We start from the raw sequence: 15,697 nt of genomic DNA, 5'->3' as shown, positions 1-15,697 counted from the left end.
GAAACTTCTTGGCCGCCGTCCACCTCGCCGCTCTCGTCGCTTATTGGATCAATTGAGTCTGAACCCTAGCCCACCGCGCAGCTTGACGATCCCACAACTTCTTCCGCAAATGCGCGCATGGAAAGCTCCGAGCTCCAACGTATCACCAACTGGCTGATCAACGGCGCCTGGTCGTCGAAGGCCCCGGCCGAGATGACGGCGGAAGCCTGCGAACGGATGGTTGCAGCCGGTCTGCCGCTATGGCGGTTCGGCATCTTCATCCGCACGCTGCATCCCGAAATTTTCGGCCGCAACTTCATCTGGCGGGAGGGCGAGGAGGTCGAGATCGGCACGGTCGATTTCGAGATCCTGGAGACGCCGGAATTCGCCAGAAGTCCGCTGCGGGTCGTGTTCGAGCAGGGACTTGAGGTGCGGGGGCGCATGGACGATCCCGGCAGCAAGCATTTTCCGTTTCTCGACGACATGCGGGCCGAAGGCGTAACCGACTACGTCGCGATGCCAATGCAGTTTCTCGACGGTTCGGTCCACGCGACGAGCTGGACCACGCGCCATCCAGGCGGCTTCACCGATGAACATATCGCGGCGATTCACACCATCGTCAAACCGCTCGCGCGCATCACCGAGATCATCAGCCTGCGCCGCACCGCCGAGATGCTGCTCGACACCTATGTCGGCAATCGCGCCGGCGCGCGCATCCTTGGCGGTCAGATCCGCCGCGGCCACAACGACACCATGCAGGCTGCGATCTGGCTCTCCGATCTGCGCGGCTTCACCGCACTGTCGGACCGGCTGCCGGCCGAGACCGTGGTCGAGATCCTCAACCATTATTTCGACTGCCAGGTCACTGCGATCCGCGGCCATGGCGGCGAGGTGCTGAAATTCATGGGCGACGGTCTGCTCGCGGTATTCCCGATCGACGAATATGTCGGCGATGCCGCGCATGTCTGCACGCGGGTGCTGGAGGCAGCGCGCGAATCCCGCGCCAGCGTCAATGCGCTCGCGTATCCTGTCGGCGACGTCGTCGAGCGCTTCCGCTTCGGCGTGGCGCTCCACGTCGGGAATATCCTCTACGGCAATATCGGCGGCGGCAACCGCCTCGACTTCACCTGCATCGGCCCCGCCGTGAACCTTGCCGCCAGGCTCGAGAAGATCACGGGTCGCCTGGGGCGGACCGTCGTGGCTTCAGAAGGCTTTGCCAATGTTTGCCGCCACGACTGGCACGAGCTCGGCGAATTCCCGATCGCGGGCTTTTCCAAGGCGCAGCGCGTGTACGGGCTGACGGAGGAGGCGCCGGTGGTGATGGCCTGAGGTCGTCGTCCTCGGATGTCCACCGCCGTCAACCCGGTGAGCAGAATTCAGGCGTTCGACGCCATCACCGACTTCAGCGGTACATCCAGCTGATAGACAAATCCGGACGGTTCGTAGGCCAGCCGCACCTGCCCGTTCAGTTGCTGGCCGAGCGACTCGATCATCCGGGTGCCATAGCTCCGTCGTGTTGGCGGCGCCACCATGGGGCCGCCGCTTTCGCTCCACTTCAGGCGCAGCCTTTGCTCGATCTCGTCCACCGTCCACGCGATCTCGACATGCCCGGAGGAACTGGACAGCGCGCCGAACTTCGTGGTGTTGGTGCAGAGCTCGTTGAACGTCATCGCGAGCGCTATCACGGCACCGGACGTGATCCGGAGGTCCGGCCCATTGAAATGGAATCGTCGGCCCCCCTGACTGTCAAAGGGATCTGTGGCGCCGCTCAGGGTATGAGTGAGGCTCGCATTTGACCAGCTGACCTGTATCAACAGGTCGTGGGCACGCCCCAACGCCAGCAAGCGGCCATCCATGGCTTTTTGGCCTTGCTCGAGATTGATTGCGGCCCGGAAGCTCTGGGCTGCGATTGCGCTCACTGTCGCAAGCGTATTCTTGATGCGATGATGCAGCTCTCCGAGGATCAGCTTTTGCAACTTGTCGGCCGCCTCGCGTTCGTGGGCTTCGATGCCGGCTTGAGCGAGCAGGACCTTGGCGTCGGTGTCGGCCTGCTCCAGCAACAGGCGCAGATTGTCGTTCTCCGCCACCAGAACCGATTCCTGTGGGGATCGAGCAACCCCAAGGTTTTCCCCGGGATCTGTCGTTGTGTTCGGAAGGATTTTTAGCGCGCCCGCTCCGATCATCGTCTGCAACTGCGAGATCATTTCGTCGACGGCGAGCGGCTTGCGAAAGAAGCGGCTGTCCGCCGGCGTTTCGGTTTCAGACGGCTTTACCTGACCCGAAACCAGCACGATCTTGATGGCAGGCCAGCGATCGTGCACCGCGTGGGCCAGCTTCAAGCCGTCCATGGTCCCGGGCATCTGGATGTCGCTGAACAGGAGCGAGATGTCCGACCGCGACTCGAGGATCGAGATGGCTTCGTCGGCGTTGACGGCCTCAACAGGGCAGAAGCCTGCATCCTCTACGATGTCGACCGCGCGCATGCGCAGGATCATCTCGTCTTCGACGACGAGAACGTTCGGCAAGGAGGTTGGGGGCGTTGACATCTGTGCACGACACTTTCCTGGATCATCCGACAAGCTCGGCCGGCGCTTTGCGATTGTTGGTCTAGCGGCGCGCAGTGACCAAACGAGCTTCATGAACCCCGGCATCGGATTCACCTCGGCGCAGACACGATGCTTCGAAATCCGGCCAGACCTGGCCCAGGCAATTCCTGGCCGCCGGATGGCTCGCCAGCCGGTCCGCCTTCGCCAAAGCAACGGTTTCGCGCGCTTTCACTGGTGGAGCAAAACCGGGCAACGCAATTGCGGTTACTCCCAGCAGCGCGAAGATCGCCAGGCCCGTCAGGGATTTGGCTGTCAGTGATTTCATCATCGGGGGCTGCTTTGCTGTTGGCTGCTCCCGCTGCGTTCGGGGAACGCTATCTCAACAATCAAAACAAGATATCGTTCACCATGTGCAACTTATATTTGAGTCCGGTTTGCCGGCAATGCGGCGCCGGCGCTCAACTGGCACTGCTGCCTTGGGCTTCCGCTCGATCGGTAGCCCGGTGCCGCCTTCGCGACTAGCGCGGCGCCTTCAGACCGGGCGAACTGAGCCAATCATGAATGTGCGAGGCCGTTTCACTCAATCGCGCCGCCTTGAGCAGCGATTCGCGCTGAACGCCGGGCGGGGCAATCTCTGCGCGACGGCGAGCCTCGGCTGCCAATTGGGCAAGGCGATTGCTCAGCGGGATGGTGCGCTTGGTGGGGTCTTGCATAGGACGCTCCGCATTGGGCGGGAGCGCAAAGACTCTCTCAGTCACCGATGGATGCCGTGATGAGCCGGTGATGGCTCACCATGCGCCTGTTGACGGCCAATAGATACACTTTCGGCAGAGCAGATTCGGCGCCGACATCGAAAGCGGGCGCCAAAGTACCAAAGCCGGACCGGTGCCGCTATTCCTCCGGCTCCGTGGTGAACAGCAGGGGATAGCCCTTGGTGCGGCCGGCATCCGTTGCGCGGGTAGCCTTGGTCTCGGCGACGTCCTTGGTGAAGACCGCGACCACGCAGGCGCCGAGCTTGTGGGCGGTGATCATCACCTTGTAGGCCTGATCCTCGGTCATGCGGAACTCGGCCTTGAGGATCATCGTGACGAATTCGCGGGGCGTAAAGTCGTCGTTGATCAGGATGACCTTATGCAGCTTCGGCCGCTCGACCTTGGTCTTCGTCCTGGTTTTCGGTTTGGCAACGGTGTCGTTCATTCCGCCTCCCGGATATGGCGGGCTCGGGTTCCTGCCGGCGCGCTCAGCGCGCGGCCTTCTCACCATATTGCAGGACCTGCACCTTCTCCAAGGTGATCAGGCCGCTCGACATCATGCCATCCAGGATGGGCAGGAATGCATTGATGTTGTCCTCGCTGTCGACGATCTCGATCAGCAACGGCAAGTCTTCCGAGAGCCGCAGAATCTTGGAAGTGTGGAGCCGGCTCGACTTGCCAAAGCCCATCGGGCCGCGCAGCACGGTGGCGCCGGCCAAATGCCGCTCGCGCGCCGTCATCACGATCGCTTCATAGAGTGGCTTGCCGTCGAATAGGTCGTTCTCGCCAATGAAGATCCGGAGCGAAACTGCCTGATTGGGGATTTGCATGGTCAGCTCCTTCGCAAGCGGTTGGTGCCGCTGGCCATCATATGGCCTGTCCATACCGACACCAGCCAGCAAATGACGGATGCCGCGATATAGGCGAGTGCCGTATATTTCATGCCGCCGTGGAACAGGCGGAAGGTCTCCAGGCTGAAGGTCGAAAAGGTCGTGTAGCCGCCGCAGAACCCGGTCATGACGAACTGCCGGTGCTCGGGCCGCGCCAGCAGGCGGCCGTCGGGCCCGGTCAGCGTTGCGTAGAAGCCGATGATCAGTGAGCCCGTGGCGTTGATGAACAGCGTCGCGACCGGGAAGCCGGAGCCGGTGTCGAGCGCAAGCCCGACCAGATAGCGCGTCAGCCCGCCGACCATGCTGCCGGCGGCAATCCAGGCATAGAGCGTCGCGGTGCGCCAGCGATCGGCAGAGGAGGGGGACTTCATCTGCCTCTAGCCCCCCAGAGTGTCCGCGAGAAGGAAGCCGCAACTGACGGCTGCGAGGCAGAGCACGACCGAGACCGCGACATTCCCGAGCGCGTGCATCGCCTCGCCGTTGCGCGCCAGCGTCAGCGTTTGCAGGCTGAACGAGGACACCGTGGTGTAGCAGCCAAGAAAGCCGGTGACCGCGAACAGCCATGGATCTGGCGCGGCGAAGACCGAGCCGGGATGGGTCGCCAATGCGCCAAAAATGCCGATCAGGAAGGCGCCGGTGACGTTGATGGTCACGGTGCCCCACGGAAACGTCTCGCCCAGCCGCCGCGCGATCGCGCCGGAGATGAAATAGCGCGCACAGCCGCCCAGCACGCTGCCCATCATAATCGCAAGCACTCCGCTCAGCACGGCGAACAGCCCTCCGTCATCGTTTCTCCTCCGTTGCCAGCCCGTTACCGACGGCAAATAGTCCCATGAGCGCGACCAGCGCGAAGCCGAGCCCCGCCAGGAACGTGCCGGCCGGACCATAGGCATCCCACAAGGCGCCGGCGATCACGCTTGCGGCCAGCAAGGCAAGGCCGGTGAACAGGTTGAAATAGCCGAACGCGGTGCCGCGCAAGCTCGGTGGCGCTGCGTCGGCGACCAGGGCCGAGAGCAGGCCTTGCGTCAATCCCATATGCAGTCCCCACAGCACGACGCCCAGGGCGAGGCCGCCAAGGTTTGGCAGCAGCGCGAGCGCGAGATCGGCGCCGGCGAGGAAGACGAGGCCGAGCGCGAGCAGGCCGGTGCGGTTGATCCGGTCCGAGAGCACGCCGGCCGGATAGGCCGACAACGCATAGACGATGTTCATCAGCACCAGCACGGCCGGCACCCACATCGCATTGAGCCCGATATTCTGCGCACGCAGGATCAGGAAGGCCTCGCTGAAACGTGCCAGCGTGAACACGACGCCAACCGCGACCACGCGCCAGTACACGGACCCGAGCTGGCGCATCGCAGCGGTATTCAGTGGATTCCTTGACGGCTCCCGGCCGGGGTCCGGCTCCGGCTCGCTCACCGCGAACGCGATCAGTCCGAACGACAGGAAGCCCGGCAGCACGGCCACCCAGAACACCATCGTAAAATTGTCCGCCGTCCACCACATCAGGCCGATCGCCATCAGCGACCCGACGAACGCACCGATGGTGTCGAGCGACTGCCGCAGGCCGAAGCTCGCGCCGCGCAGGCCGATAGGTGCGATATCGGCGATCAGCGCATCGCGCGGCGCGCCGCGAATGCCCTTGCCGACGCGATCGATGAAGCGCGCGGCAACCAGCCATTCGACGCTAGGGGCAAGCGGGAACAGCGGTTTTGTCAGCGCGGCCAGCCCGTAGCCGAGCGCAGCGAGCAATTTGCGCCGACCGAGCCAGTCGGACAACGCGCCGGAGAAGATCTTCGTGATCGAGGCGGTCGCCTCGGCAATGCCCTCGATGAAGCCGACGGTGAGCGTGGAGGCGCCGAGCACGGTGACGAGATAGACCGGGAGCAGTGCGTGGATCATCTCGGAAGAGACGTCCATCAGCATCGAGACGAAACCGAGCACCCAGATCCCCCTGGGCAGCCCCGCACGTGCAGCATTCGGTGTTGTCGTCGTCACGTCCAGGATTTCTCCTCGGCCTTCCTTGACCTCTCCTCGGCCATCGCGTCCAGGCAACAAAAAACCCGCCGGCGGCGGGTTCGTCCATGCTCCCGCCGAAGGCAGAGGCCTAGAAATTGCCCCTCCTCAAGCAGGAGTCATCAGCCCACTACGGTCACAGACCGCCGGGCGGTTGTCGGGGGACTCCATCCCCATCTGTCCGGCCAGCCTAACATGGAAATCGCGCCGGACAAGTGGGCGAGGTGCTCTGTCCAGTGGCCCGTCAGTCCGGGAGCACACCGCACTAGTGTATGCCTGTGCCCACGATCGCGCAGTCAGCGGCGCGAGCGCGGCAACATGGCGGCAGCTTTGCGTAACGCTTCGCAATTCCCGCCTGCAAATGCCTAACTGGCAAATGCCTAACCGGAATGTGAAGCGCGAGCGATCTTCGGACTTTGCGGCAAGGCGATTGCATGTCACCATCAGGTCATACGACGGGAGGCTGCGATGCGCTTGCTGTTCTCGATCGGGGCTGTGCTGGTGACCGGCATGTTCGCCGGAGGGGACGTCGCGGGCATCGCGGCACCAGGACCCAAGTTTGAGTCGCCCAGACTGGGGCTACTCAAAAATCAGCCGCAGCGGCAAGCAGCCGACAGAGACGCGCAGACGGTCGATGTCGAGCTGATCCTCGCCGTCGACGTCTCCTACTCCATGGACATGGACGAGCTCGCGGTCCAGCGTGAAGGCTATGCGCAGGCGATCCAGTCGAAGGAATTCCTGCAGGCGCTGAAGCTGGGCCCGAACGGCCGGATCGCGGTGACCTATTTCGAGTGGGCCGCCTCGACCGACCAGAAGATCATCATTCCGTGGCGGCTGGTCGACGGACCGGAGACCGCCGATGCCGTCGCCGCCGAAATCCTGAAGACGCCGATCCGGCGTGCCTCGCGCACCTCGATCTCCGGCGCGATCAGTTTCGCGATGCCGCTGTTCGACGAGGATCCCTATCGGGGCTTGCGCCGCGTGATCGACATTTCCGGCGACGGTCCCAACAACAATGGCACTCCGGTCACGATTGCGCGCGACGCAGCGATCGAGAAGGGTATCGTCATCAACGGCCTGCCGATCATGGTCAAGGAACCCTCCTATTCGACCATGGATATCGACAATCTCGATTTCTACTATGAGGATTGCGTCATCGGCGGCCCCGGTTCCTTCGTCATCACGATCAAGGACCGCGATAAGTTCAAGGAAGCCATCCGCACCAAGCTCTTGATGGAGGTTGCGGGCCGTATGCCGGAGCGTCCCGTGATGCGGGTTGCGGAGAAGGACAAGGAGCCGCGTGTGAACTGCATGATCGGCGAGAAGATCTGGTCAGACCGCTGGGGTCGCTGAGCGCGGCCACCGGACGAGACCTTTTGCCCTATTTGCCGGCGATGGAATTTTAACCATGCGTTAACCGTTGCGTGGCCCTAATCGGCTGCTTTCATTTGTTTCCGGATAAGGTTCTGACGTTGCTGTCGGGGCGCGAAAGAAGCGGGCCTGTCAGACACATCCGCCGAGCAACCCAATGGCCATCGTCACCTCGAGCACCAGCCAGATTTCTCCCGCTCTCGAGCGAGTGTATCACCAGAGCTCCCTGCTCGGTGAGTGGAAGGGCAATTGGGCTGGCAACAACCAGCCCGTCAGCTTCAAGGTCGTGAACATCCGCGGGGCCCGGGCGCAAGTCGAGTACACCCATAACGGGCGCACCGAGCGCGGCTTTGGCGAGGTCGCCGGTTCGCTTCTCACCTTCGGCACGGTCACGGTCGGCACCAAGGACGGCAAGAGTCTGGTGCTGTTGTCATCTGCAGGCGCGGGCAAGCAGACCGCGACTCTCGAGAAGCAGGCGCCGCCGGCCTCCGACAGCCGCCTGATGGGAAGCTGGGGCGGCTATTCCAGTGACAATGGCAAGAGCGCGAGCTTCAGGGTGCTCGCTGTCAACGGCAACGAAGCGCAGGTCAGCGTCACCACCGATGGCGTCACCCGTCAGGGCACCGGCACCGTCTACAAGAACGTCATCATGTTCGGGCAGGCGCAGATTGCGACCGATGACGGGCAGAACGGCAAGATCATCTACCAGGTCCGCAACAAGTCCTTCGTGGTGCCCGTGACGAAATATCCGCCGTCGGATACATCGTCCTCGGTGGACAGGACGGCGTAGCAGATCACGGCTGCTGCTCGCTGGACCGCGTCAGCGCCTTCAATTGCCGGTCGATCTGACGCAAGACGTCGCAGCGGTCGCCAAAGCGCCATTGCCGATCAGTCGCCAGATCTCCGTCGCCTGCTCGTCCAGATGCGGAATTGTCAGCGGTAACCGCGCTGCTTCCAATAGCGCACCCTTCTCGTTGATGAGATAGCGCTCGTTCAGTGCGAACACGATCTGCGCAATGCAGGCCAGCGACCGGTAGCCGCATCCGGCGATATGGTCTGCTCGTTACGTGCGGCCGCAAGCTCCGCATTCTCGATGCCGAAGAGGATTTCCCACTGGAAGCGCCGGATCAGGGCATCCCGCAACGGTTGCGGGTAGGGCAGCGCGATCGATTTCAACCGGTTGATCAGGTCTTGCGGATCGCGCAGTGGTTGGCAATAGGCGATCTCGCCCATCCAGCTCGCCGAGCAGAAGCCGTGTGGATGGCCGGGCTGGTAGTCCATGGTGATGATGCCGGCCCGACAGGATTCCATGACGACACAGCGTCGGCGTTGCGATAGAGCAGGTCGACCCTTTGTCCGCCAACGGACAGCCAGGCACCTCCGATGATCCACGGCCCCCATTCCCCTATCTTCGTCACCGCCGTGACGGCAGAATTGTCGGCGATTTCCTTTGCGGCGGCCAGCAAGCGTTCGGTCTCCAGCGGAAGCGCTGCTTTGAAGTACAGCCCGATGTCATAGTCGGACGCGGCGTGCCCGCTGCCTTACGTTGCGGCGCGAGCGAGGGAGGGTATCGGCGCCGGGCGTGGCTGCAGCATCGGCATGGCATATGCCGCGGCCACGCGCCGGAATCGGAAGATCAGATCCGCGCCTCCAGAATCAGATTGAAGGGCGTTTCAGCGGCGCGGCGGAAGCGCGTCAGTCCGCCCTCTCGCGCGACCTTGCGCAGCCTTGCCTCGCCCGCTTGCGCGCCCAGTGCGAGGCCCACCTCCTGGTCGAGCGAGGCCGGCGTGCAGATCATGGTCGACGCCGCATAATAGACCCGCCCGACCGGGTTGAGATTGTCCTCGAGGCGGTCGCCTGCGAACGGCTCGACCAGCATGCAGGTGCCGTCCTTTGCCATGGTCTCGCGCACGTGGCCGATGGCGCCGACGGGATCGCCCATGTCATGCAGGCAATCGAAGAAGCAGACGAGATCATAGCCCTCGGCCGGATAGGTCTTGGCGGAATGAACAGCGAAGCTGACCCGGTCGCCCAATCCGGCTTCGGTGGCCGCCTTTCGCGCGGCCTCGATCGAACCCTCGTGATAGTCGAAGCCGTAGAAGCGGGAGTTCGGGAAGGCTTCCGCCATCAGCCGTGTCGAGACGCCGTGCCCGCAGCCGACATCGGCGACCTTGGCGCCGCGCTTCAGCTTGTCCACGACGCCGTCGAGCGCGGGCAGCCATTCCTGCACCAGATGATGCATGTACCCGGTCCTGAAGAAGCGGGCGGTGCCGCAGAACAGGCACTCGCTGCGCCGGTTCCAGCCGACGCCCTTGCCGGATTTGAATGCGTCCGAGATCTTCGGCTCGTCGAGAAACGCCGAGGCAATGACATTGCCGAACGCGCCGAGGAACACCGGACTGTCCTCATCGGCAAGCGCCATCGCCTGCTCCGGTAGCATCGAGAATTTTGCCGAAGCGGAATCGTATTCGATGTAGCCGGACGCCGCCTGACTCGCGAGCCATTCGCGGACGTAGCGCTCCGCCGTCCCGGTGGCGCTTGCGAGCTCGGACGAGTTCATCGGTCCCTTGGCGGCAAGGGTACGGTAGAGACCGAGCTTGTCCCCGAGCAGGACCAGCGACGCATTCATCGCCGCCCCGAATTCGGTGACCATCTTGCCCATAAAGGCATTCAACTTGTCGGAATTGACCTCCATGACAGCCTCCGTGCTGACGCGCCCCCTTAGGTGGGTCAATCCGGCATGCGGGAAGTTCAAATTGGCAGAAAAACGTGATCCCGGAACTCAGGGGAAGAATGGTGTCGTTATGCTGGCATTCATGATGTCTGGTGGATATAATTCGCAAGCTTTTCGACGGTTATTTGAATGTTCAGGCTTACACCCTCTTGCGGTCTCGCGGTTTTTCTTGCCCTGCTCTGCCTCGGCGAAGCGCCGGCTCATGCGCAAGCCGCACCCCTGCAATATTGGATCCCCGGCGGACCTTTTGGATTCGGCGGTGTTGCCGGCCAGAGCGCCGATAGCTACGGCATTTTCCCGAGCTTCAATGGCGGCGACGCAAGCGGCCGCAGCGGTTCTGCGAACGGCTTCTTTGTCGGCAGCCAGCATGGCAATCTCAATTGGAGCGGCCTCAGCCCGGCCGGACTGAGCGGCAATTTCAGCGCGCTCTCCTACGACAGCACGCAGTTCGGCTACAACACCAAGACCGCGGGCGGCATGCCCATCACGTTCTTTGCCGGTTTCGACACCCTGAAATACGGCGGCGGCATTGGCAGCTCGCTTGCGCCGCTCACGTCCAGCGCCTCGCCCGGCTACGGCGCATTTGCGGGTGTCGAGTTCAAGCCGACCTCCAACCTCAGCCTGTCGTTTGGGGCCGGGTTCACCCAGCAGGACTCGGGCCGCATGGATAGCGATCTCAGATCGAACATGCTGCCCGGCGAGTCGCCGGCGTTGAGTGGCCTTCGGCGCTAACTAGCGCGTGAACTTCGCAACGAGCTCGACATGCGGCGTGTGGCGGAACTGATCCACCGGCACGACTACGTCGATCTTGTACCCGCCATCGATCAGCAGCCGCGCGTCGCGGGCAAAGGTCGCGACGTTGCAGGAGACCGCGACCACCACCGGCCCCTTGCTCGCGGCGAGCTTCAAGGCCTGCGCCTGCGCGCCCTGACGCGGCGGGTCGAACACGACGGCGTCGAAATCGCGCAGCTCCGGTGCCACCAGGGGACGGCGAAACAGATCGCGCGGCTCGGCCTTGATCGGCTTGAGACCCGGCGTGCGCGCGGCTTTTTCGAGCGCTGCAATGGCGCCGGCGTCGTTGTCATGGGCGGTGACGCGGGCCTTCTCGGCGAGCCGCAATGCAAACGGCCCGACGCCGCAGAAGAGATCGAGAACGTTCTTCGCCTTGCCGATGCGCTCGGCGACAAGCGACGCGAGCGTCTCTTCGCCGGCGACGGTCGCCTGCAGGAACGAGCCCGGCGGCAGCGTCACCTCGGCGCGGCCCATCTGCAGGGTCGGTGGCAGGCGTTGCAGCACCAGTTCGCCGTGCCGTGTCAGCCGCGCCAGGCGGTGCTGCTCGGCGACGCGCGACAGCGCCGTCACGAGCGACGTGGGCAGCGGGCCGGAGCCGCGCACGTCGACATCGAGACCGTTGGCGGTCGCGGTGACCTGAATGTCCAGCGGTTTCGTCACCGGCATTTTGGACGTCAGCAGCTCGGCGAGCGCCCAACCGGCATCGAGTGCACCCTCGAGCCCGGGATCGAGGATCGGGCAGCGATCAATCGGGATGACGTCGTGCGCGCTGGCAGCCGAAAAGCCGACCTTGAGGATGTCATGGGTGCCGAACCGGCCGTGCAGCGTGATGCGTCTGCGTCCCGCACCGTGGGCATCAACCAGCGAGGCTACCTCGCAGTCGATGCCGGCCTGGGCCAGGGTCTGGACCACGATGCCGCGCTTCCAGGCGTGATACGGTTCGGCCGCCCAGTGCTGGATCGCGCAGCCGCCACAGACGCCGAAATGCGGACAGAACGGCGCGACGCGCTCGGGGCTGGCGACGTCCACCGCCAGCAGCTTGCGGCGGTCGGGATGATTGCCGACGACATGATCGACCTCGACGGTCTCGCCACCGAGCGTGTAGGGCACATAGATGGCATCGCCAGCATCGAGCGAGACGCCGTCGCCGCGATGGCCGACGTGATCGATCGTCACGCGCTCAACCACGGCGCGCGCCCAGGAAGAATTCGATGTTGCCGTCGCCGCCGGTGATCGCCGACGGGAACACCTCGATATCGGTGCAGCCGAGCGAGGCCGCAAAGGCTGCGATGTCGTCGCAGATCTCGCGGTGCACGGCGGCGTCGCGGACGATGCCCTTCTTGTTGTGCTTCCGGTCTGCCTCGAATTGCGGCTTGATCAGCGCTAGCAGGCTCATCGGCGCCGCCGCCAGCGACAGCGCGATGGGCAGCACCGTCTTGAGCGAGATGAAGCTGACGTCGATCACGACGACATCGGGCCGCGCCGGCAGGCGCTTGCCGTCATAGGCGCGGATGTCGGTCTCTTCCATCGACACGATCTTGGAGTGACCGCGCAGCGAGGGATGCAACTGGCTGGTGCCGACATCGATGGCAAAGACGAGGCTCGCGCCGTTCGCCAGCAGCACCTCGGTGAATCCGCCGGTGGAGGCGCCGACGTCAAGGCAGACATGGTCCTCGATCTCGATCGGGTAGCGCTCCAGCGCGCCGGCGAGCTTGACGCCGCCGCGGGAGACGTAGGGATGCGCGGGCTCGGCCTGGATCACGGCGTCCTCGGCGATCGTCTCCGACGGCTTTGCGACCTGCTTGTCGTCGGCGGTGACGAGCCCGGCCTCGATCGCCGCGCGCGCCCGCGCCCGGCTCTCGAACAGGCCGCGCTCGACCAGCAGAACATCCGCGCGCTTGCGGGCAGGGGACATCATCTCTCCGAAGAGGCCTAAGACGCTTATGTAGCGATCAATCGCGCGGCCGCCATCCGGACGCAAGCCTCGAACGTGGCCAGATCGTGCTAGACGTCGATCGGCATCTGCGCCGGCGTCACCAGCGGGCAGCCATGCAGCTCCAGCGCGTGGATCATCATGAGATTGTCGACGAGGCCAAAATCCTCGACCGTCAGCCCCTGCGCGTCGACCAGCCGTCCGTCTTCGGACGTCACGTCCATGAAGCGACTGACACGGTCGGCATAGGCGGCACCGTCATTGGAATAGGCGAGGCAGAACTTGCGGCGGCCGGCCATGTAGCCGAGCTCGTAGACGGTGCCGGGATCGGCGCCGGCGCCGCGGAACGGCGTGAGGTTGGCGATGATCGCATCGGCCGCGTCCATCATCGCCTCGTTGCCGCAAAAGATCTGCCGCGAGGCGTCGGGGGCGGCGAGGTCGATTTCGTTGTCGAGGGGATAGAGGCCGCTGAAGCCGTGCGCGGCACAGACCGCGACCTTTAGCCGGCCGATCTCAACCGCATCTGGCAGGAACACGTCGGGGCCTGCCAGATAGATTTTCATCACAGCTGCTTCGCGGAAGGTCGAAGCTCGCTATCAGGCGAGCTTAACCGTCTCAGCCTTGACGTCCTTGCCGAGCGCCTCGAACACCTTGGCGACGATGCCCTTGGCGTCGAGACCGGCGCGACCGTACATCGCCGCCGGGGTGTCGTGGTCCTGGAACACGTCGGGCAGCACCATGGAGCGGAACCGCACCAGGCCGCTGTCGAGCGCGCCCTGGTCGGTCAGGTATTGCGCGACATGCGAGCCGAAACCGCCGACCGAGCCTTCCTCGATCGTGATCAGGATCTCGTGGTCGCGCGCGAGCTTGAGCACCAGCTCGGTGTCCAGCGGCTTCATGAAGCGCGCATCCGCGATCGTGGTCGAAAGGCCGTGGGCTGCGAGCTCGTCGGCGGCCTTCTCGCATTCGGCGAGGCGCGTGCCGAAGGAGAGCAGGGCGATCTTGCTGCCCTGGCGGACGATGCGGCCCTTGCCGATCTCGAGCGGAATGCCGACTTCGGGCATCTCGATGCCTCGGCCTTCGCCGCGCGGATAGCGCAGCGAGCTCGGACGATCATTGATCGCGACCTGGGTTGCAACCATGTGCACCAGCTCGGCTTCATCGGACGCGGCCATGATCACCATGTTCGGCAGACAACCGAGATAGGCGTTGTCGAACGAACCGGCATGGGTGGCGCCGTCGGCGCCGACGAGGCCGGCGCGGTCGATGGCGAAGCGCACGGGCAGGCTCTGGATCGCGACGTCATGCACGATCTGGTCGTAGCCGCGCTGCAGGAAGGTCGAGTAGATCGCGCAGAACGGCTTGTAGCCTTCGGTGGCGAGACCGGCGGCGAACGTCACTGCGTGCTGCTCGGCGATGCCGACGTCGAAGGTGCGGTCCGGGAACGCCTTGTTGAAGATGTCGACGCCGGTGCCGGAAGGCATGGCCGCGGTGATGGCGACGATCTTGTCGTCCTTCTCCGCTTCCTTGACGAGGCTCTGGCCGAATACGTTCTGATAGGCCGGCGCGTTCGGCTTGGACTTGGCCTGGGTGCCGGTCGCGACGTCGAACTTGACGACCGCGTGGTACTTGTCGGCGGAGGCTTCCGCCGGGCCGTAGCCCTTGCCCTTCTGCGTCACGACGTGGAGCAGGATCGGGCCGGTCTCCATGTCGCGCACGTTCTTCAGCACGGGCAGAAGATGGTCGAGGTTGTGGCCGTCGATCGGGCCCACGTAATAGAAGCCGAGCTCCTCGAACAGCGTGCCGCCATCCATCATGAAGCCGCGGGAATATTCCTCGACGCGGTTGGCTCGGTTGGCGAGGATCTTGGGCAGGCGCTGGTTGATCTGCTTGGCCACATCGCGCAGCGTGCGATAGGTCTTGCCCGAGTAGAGCCGCGACAGATAGGCGCTCATCGCGCCGACCGGCGGCGCGATCGACATGTCGTTGTCGTTGAGGATGACGATCAGGCGCGAGTTCATTGCCCCCGCATTGTTCATGGCCTCATAGGCCATGCCCGCCGACATCGCGCCGTCACCGATGACGGCGATAACGTTGTTCTTGCCGCCGGAGAGGTCGCGCGCGACCGCCATGCCGAGGCCGGCGGAGATCGAGGTCGAGGAATGCGCGGCGCCGAACGGATCGTAATCGCTCTCGCTGCGCTTGGTGAAGCCGGACAGGCCGCCGCCGGTGCGCAGCGTGCGGATGCGATCGCGCCGGCCGGTGAGGATCTTGTGCGGATAGGCCTGGTGGCCGACGTCCCAGATCAGCCGGTCGCGCGGGGTGTCGAAGACGTAATGGATCGCAGTGGTGAGCTCGACCACACCGAGGCCTGCGCCGAAGTGACCGCCGGTCACCGAGACGGCATCGATGGTCTCCTGACGCAGCTCGTCGGCGACCTGGCGAACCTGCTCGACCTTGAGCTTGCGCAGGTCGTCCGGCGTCCGGATGGTGTCGAGAAGCGGCGTTTTACTATATGCGTTCACGGCGATTTCCAATTTGTCAGCGCCGGAAGATCGTTCCGGCGCGCGATGGGTTTGCTCAATATCGGCGCAGCGCGAGTCCTTAAACCGTCGGAGCCACCTGCATGGGGCAAAGCCCCGTCTTCAAGCTTAGGTGAGCTTAAGTGCTCTCCGGTTCAGTCTCTG

General features: G+C 64.1%; 18 protein-coding genes, 1 pseudogene and 1 riboswitch. Of the genes and pseudogenes, 4 read left to right on the top strand and 15 right to left on the bottom strand.

The window, feature by feature from the left end:
* The first annotated feature begins 117 nt into the window (after positions 1-117).
* Entirely contained in the window at positions 118-1,308 is a 1,191-nt protein-coding gene (locus IVB13_RS11190; protein WP_247488911.1) for an adenylate/guanylate cyclase domain-containing protein, read from the top strand.
* Between the two features lie 47 nt (positions 1,309-1,355).
* On the opposite strand, the gene IVB13_RS11185 is transcribed toward IVB13_RS11190, so the two are convergent.
* The 8 genes from IVB13_RS11185 to IVB13_RS11150 all read right to left on the bottom strand — a co-directional run bounded on the left by IVB13_RS11185 (position 1,356) and on the right by IVB13_RS11150 (position 6,162).
* A complete protein-coding gene (locus IVB13_RS11185; protein ID WP_256467688.1) occupies positions 1,356-2,525 on the bottom strand; it encodes an HWE histidine kinase domain-containing protein in 1,170 nt (389 codons plus the stop codon).
* Between the two features lie 61 nt (positions 2,526-2,586).
* Complete coding sequence (locus IVB13_RS11180; protein ID WP_247488907.1) at positions 2,587-2,853, bottom strand: hypothetical protein; 267 nt, start codon at positions 2,851-2,853, stop codon at positions 2,587-2,589.
* A 190-nt stretch (positions 2,854-3,043) separates the two neighbouring features.
* A complete protein-coding gene (locus IVB13_RS11175; RefSeq protein WP_247369219.1) occupies positions 3,044-3,238 on the bottom strand; it encodes a hypothetical protein in 195 nt (64 codons plus the stop codon).
* Between the two features lie 178 nt (positions 3,239-3,416).
* Positions 3,417-3,722: an ATP-dependent Clp protease adapter ClpS gene (clpS, locus tag IVB13_RS11170; RefSeq protein WP_007594672.1), complete on the bottom strand. Its 306-nt coding sequence runs from the start codon at positions 3,720-3,722 to the stop codon at positions 3,417-3,419.
* A gap of 43 nt (positions 3,723-3,765) precedes the next feature.
* Positions 3,766-4,107: a DUF190 domain-containing protein gene (locus IVB13_RS11165; protein WP_247488905.1), complete on the bottom strand. Its 342-nt coding sequence runs from the start codon at positions 4,105-4,107 to the stop codon at positions 3,766-3,768.
* Between the two features lie 2 nt (positions 4,108-4,109).
* On the bottom strand, positions 4,110-4,538 hold the full coding sequence (crcB, locus tag IVB13_RS11160) for a fluoride efflux transporter CrcB (RefSeq protein WP_247488903.1): 429 nt from the start codon (positions 4,536-4,538) through the stop codon (positions 4,110-4,112).
* Positions 4,539-4,544: 6 nt separating this feature from the next.
* Positions 4,545-4,943: a fluoride efflux transporter CrcB gene (crcB, locus tag IVB13_RS11155; RefSeq protein WP_249810704.1), complete on the bottom strand. Its 399-nt coding sequence runs from the start codon at positions 4,941-4,943 to the stop codon at positions 4,545-4,547.
* Between the two features lie 7 nt (positions 4,944-4,950).
* The gene (locus tag IVB13_RS11150; protein ID WP_247488900.1) at positions 4,951-6,162 is read right to left on the bottom strand and encodes an MFS transporter; all 1,212 of its coding nucleotides are present in this window, start codon (positions 6,160-6,162) and stop codon (positions 4,951-4,953) included.
* 124 nt (positions 6,163-6,286) lie between these two features.
* Positions 6,287-6,364, bottom strand: a riboswitch (Fluoride riboswitch).
* Between the two features lie 284 nt (positions 6,365-6,648).
* On the opposite strand from IVB13_RS11150, the gene IVB13_RS11145 reads away from it, so the two are divergent.
* A complete protein-coding gene (locus IVB13_RS11145; protein ID WP_247488898.1) occupies positions 6,649-7,533 on the top strand; it encodes a DUF1194 domain-containing protein in 885 nt (294 codons plus the stop codon).
* A gap of 175 nt (positions 7,534-7,708) precedes the next feature.
* The gene (locus IVB13_RS11140) at positions 7,709-8,341 is read left to right on the top strand and encodes a hypothetical protein (protein WP_018456252.1); all 633 of its coding nucleotides are present in this window, start codon (positions 7,709-7,711) and stop codon (positions 8,339-8,341) included.
* A gap of 39 nt (positions 8,342-8,380) precedes the next feature.
* Here IVB13_RS11140 and IVB13_RS11135 read toward each other — a convergent pair whose 3' ends face one another.
* The 3 genes from IVB13_RS11135 to IVB13_RS11125 all read right to left on the bottom strand — a co-directional run bounded on the left by IVB13_RS11135 (position 8,381) and on the right by IVB13_RS11125 (position 10,246).
* Positions 8,381-8,557, bottom strand: coding sequence for a hypothetical protein (locus tag IVB13_RS11135; protein WP_247488896.1), 177 nt, complete (start codon positions 8,555-8,557; stop codon positions 8,381-8,383).
* Positions 8,545-8,862, bottom strand: coding sequence for a hypothetical protein (locus tag IVB13_RS11130; RefSeq protein WP_247488894.1), 318 nt, complete (start codon positions 8,860-8,862; stop codon positions 8,545-8,547). The genes IVB13_RS11135 and IVB13_RS11130 overlap by 13 nt, the downstream gene beginning before the upstream one ends.
* Before the next feature lie 325 nt (positions 8,863-9,187).
* Positions 9,188-10,246 carry a class I SAM-dependent methyltransferase gene (locus tag IVB13_RS11125; RefSeq protein ID WP_018456255.1) on the bottom strand — a complete coding sequence of 353 codons (1,059 nt, stop codon included), beginning with the start codon at positions 10,244-10,246 and terminating at the stop codon, positions 9,188-9,190.
* Positions 10,247-10,414: 168 nt separating this feature from the next.
* Between IVB13_RS11125 and IVB13_RS11120 the strand changes: the two genes are divergently transcribed.
* Positions 10,415-11,017 carry a hypothetical protein gene (locus IVB13_RS11120; RefSeq protein WP_247488892.1) on the top strand — a complete coding sequence of 201 codons (603 nt, stop codon included), beginning with the start codon at positions 10,415-10,417 and terminating at the stop codon, positions 11,015-11,017.
* Here IVB13_RS11120 and IVB13_RS11115 read toward each other — a convergent pair whose 3' ends face one another.
* The 4 genes and pseudogenes from IVB13_RS11115 to dxs all read right to left on the bottom strand — a co-directional run bounded on the left by IVB13_RS11115 (position 11,018) and on the right by dxs (position 15,535).
* The gene (locus IVB13_RS11115; protein ID WP_247488890.1) at positions 11,018-12,265 is read right to left on the bottom strand and encodes a methyltransferase; all 1,248 of its coding nucleotides are present in this window, start codon (positions 12,263-12,265) and stop codon (positions 11,018-11,020) included.
* On the bottom strand, positions 12,258-12,992 hold the full coding sequence (locus tag IVB13_RS11110) for a TlyA family RNA methyltransferase (RefSeq protein WP_247488888.1): 735 nt from the start codon (positions 12,990-12,992) through the stop codon (positions 12,258-12,260). The genes IVB13_RS11115 and IVB13_RS11110 overlap by 8 nt, the downstream gene beginning before the upstream one ends.
* Positions 12,993-13,084: 92 nt before the next feature.
* Positions 13,085-13,573, bottom strand: a pseudogene (locus tag IVB13_RS11105) (nucleoside 2-deoxyribosyltransferase); the annotation flags it as partial.
* A gap of 33 nt (positions 13,574-13,606) precedes the next feature.
* Positions 13,607-15,535 carry a 1-deoxy-D-xylulose-5-phosphate synthase gene (gene dxs, locus IVB13_RS11100; protein ID WP_247488885.1) on the bottom strand — a complete coding sequence of 643 codons (1,929 nt, stop codon included), beginning with the start codon at positions 15,533-15,535 and terminating at the stop codon, positions 13,607-13,609.
* Positions 15,536-15,697 lie beyond the last annotated feature (162 nt).

The sequence above is a fragment of the Bradyrhizobium sp. 17 genome (assembly GCF_023073515.1).
GTDB classification, from domain to species: Bacteria; Pseudomonadota; Alphaproteobacteria; order Rhizobiales; family Xanthobacteraceae; genus Bradyrhizobium; species Bradyrhizobium canariense_D.
Note: the sequence above shows the minus strand (reverse complement) of the source record. Positions and strands in the feature narration are given on the sequence as shown.